The 2646-nt window shown below is 64.9% G+C and carries 2 protein-coding genes; both read left to right on the forward strand.

Annotated features, from left to right (window positions below):
- The first annotated feature begins 194 nt into the window (after positions 1-194).
- A complete protein-coding gene (gene istA / locus ABID58_RS37250; protein WP_502916468.1) occupies positions 195-1709 on the forward strand; it encodes an IS21 family transposase in 1515 nt (504 codons plus the stop codon).
- A complete protein-coding gene (gene istB / locus ABID58_RS37255) occupies positions 1706-2518 on the forward strand; it encodes an IS21-like element ISBj11 family helper ATPase IstB (RefSeq protein ID WP_201266080.1) in 813 nt (270 codons plus the stop codon). Before istA ends, istB begins: the two co-directional genes overlap by 4 nt.
- Positions 2519-2646: the final 128 nt, after the last annotated feature.

Below are 2646 nucleotides of genomic sequence, written 5' to 3' on the forward strand. Positions count from 1 at the left end.
TGCGGCGCGGCAATCTGGATGGAAGTGCAGCGTCAATCAGGATGAGAGAGCTTCGCCGGGCTCGTGACGCAGGGAGGGCGTAGCCCGACCGGAGTTACGAGCCCGGCGACGGCGCGATCCGAGCGGACCGCGCCGTCTGGTGATCGCGGCTGGCCGGTGATGGATGGTTCTTCTCGCCAAAGAGGAATCACCCGTTGCCAGGCTGCCATGTCACCGATCACCAGATGAGGCTCTACATGAAGTTCCGTCAAACCAATTCGCCGCCAGTGGCGGCCGCGAAGGCGTCGTTCAGTTCGTCGACCGCTTATCGGCTCGAGAAGGATCTGCGTCTTCCGTCGCAAAAGAAGTCACCGCGGCAAAGGCGCCGGCCGGATCCCTTGGCCAACGTCTTCGACCTGGAGATCGTGCCGATGCTGAAGGCGGCTCCCGGCGTGCGGGCCGTGGCCATCTTCGAGGAGATGCTCCGACGCCATCCTGAGCTGGGGGCTGGAATCCGCCGCACGCTCGAGCGCCGGATCCGCGCCTGGCGGGCGATCCACGGCGAGGAGCAGGAGGTCATCTTCCGCCAGACCCACGAAGTGGGCCAGGTCGGCCTGTCCGACTTCACCGATATGGGCGAGCTTGGGGTCGCCATCGCTGGCGTGCCGCTCGATCATCGCCTCTATCACTTCCGGTTGGCCTATTGCGGGTTTGAACACGCCCATGTCGTGCTCGGTGGCGAGAGCTTTGTCGCATTGGCCGAAGGACTGCAGAATGCCCTGTGGTCGCTCGGTGGGGCACCGCGGGAGCATCGGACCGACAGCCTGTCGGCCGCCTTCTGCAATCTCGATCGCAATGCGAGGGACGATCTGACCAGGCGGTACGAGGACCTCTGCGCCCACTACGGCATGCGGCCTTCCCGCAACAATCGCGGCATCGCCCACGAGAACGGGGCGATCGAGAGCTCGCATGGCCATCTCAAGCGGACGGTCGCCGATGCGCTGCTGTTGCGCGGCACTGCCGACTTCGATGATCTCGCCGCCTATCGCGGCTTCATCGACGAGATCGTCAGCCGCCGCAATGCCCGCAACGCCAAGCGGATCGACCACGAGCGCGCCACCCTGCAGGCGTTGCCAGATCGCCGCACCTCGGACTACGAGGAGGTGATTGTCCGCGTGACGTCAAGCGGCGGCTTCACCTTGCGCAAGGTGTTCTACACCGTGCCGTCGCGTTTGATCGGGCACCAACTGCGGGTGCGCCTTTACGACGATCGTCTCGACGTGTTCGTCGGCGGCACCCATCTCGTCACCCTGCCGCGTGGGCGGCCGCATCCCAACGGCAAGCACGACCAGGTTGTCGATTATCGGCACGTGATCCATTCCTTGCGGCGCAAGCCAATGGCGCTGCTCAATCTCGTCTACCGTGATCGGCTGTTCCCGCGCGATGCCTATCGCCGAACCTTCGATTGCTTGCGCGAACGGCTGCCGGACAGGAAAGCCTGCCGGATCATGGTCGATCTGCTCGCGCTGGCCCATGAGCGCGGCTGCGAGGCCGAACTCGCCGATCAGCTCGCGACCGAGCTTGATGCCGGCCGACTGCCCGACCTCAACCGGCTGCGCGCTTGCTTCGCTCCCGATCCGGCCTGCGTGCCGCACGTCGTGGTGCAGCTCGCACCGCTCGCCAGCTATGAGTGCCTCATCGGTGCCGGCGAGATCGGAGGTGCCGCATGAGCCCGGCCAACACCATTGACACCGCGCGCCTCAATCTGTTGCTCAACGAGTTGCGGCTGCCAGCCATCAAGGTGCTGTGGCCGCAATTTGCCGAGCAGTCCGACAAGGAAGGCTGGCCGGCGGCCCGCTTCCTCGCCACCATTGCCGAGCACGAGATCGCCGAACGCGGCCGCCGCCGCGTCGAGCGCCATCTCGTCGAGGCGCGGCTGCCCGCTGGAAAGACCTTCGACAACTTCGACTTCGAGGCTGTGCCGATGATCTCCAAGGCGCAGGTGACCGCGCTCGCCGCCGGCGATGGTTGGCTCGGCAAGGGCGCCAATCTGCTGCTGTTCGGCCCGCCCGGCGGCGGCAAGAGTCACTTGGCGGCAGCCATCGGCCTGGCCCTTATCGAGAACGGATGGCGCGTCCTCTTCACCCGCACCACCGATCTCGTCCAGAAGCTCCAGGTGGCGCGGCGCGAGCTCAATCTCGAGGCCGCCATTAACCGCCTCGATCGCTTCGACCTCCTGATCTGCGATGATCTTGCCTACGTCACCAAAGACCAGGCCGAGACCAGCGTGCTGTTCGAGCTCATCAGCGCACGCTACGAGCGGCGTTCCATGCTGATCACCGCCAATCAGCCCTTCGGAGAGTGGAATAGGGTCTTCCCGGACCCTGCTATGACCCTCGCCGCCATCGATCGCCTCGTTCACCACGCCACCATCGTCGAGATGAACGTCGAAAGCTATCGCAGGCGCACCGCGCTCGAACGGAAGCGTGGTCCAGGGCGACCACCCTCGCACGCGACACCAAAAACACTCGCTGATTGACGCTCCGCGACAATCAGAGCGAACAAAACTCTTGCGCACGACAATCATCGCGGCAATCATCACCTCGCCGCGACACCGACTCGCCATCCTGATTGTCGCGCGCTTCCCACCCAGATTGTCGCGCTATA

Source organism: Bradyrhizobium sp. S3.2.6, from assembly GCF_040546885.1.
GTDB lineage: Bacteria > Pseudomonadota > Alphaproteobacteria > Rhizobiales > Xanthobacteraceae > Bradyrhizobium > Bradyrhizobium cytisi.

What these genes read in the sequence shown, in the direction of transcription:
- istB (WP_201266080.1), top strand. Translation starts at nt 1,706, where the DNA reads ATGAGCCCGGCCAACACCATTGACACCGCGCGCCTCAATCTGTTGCTC.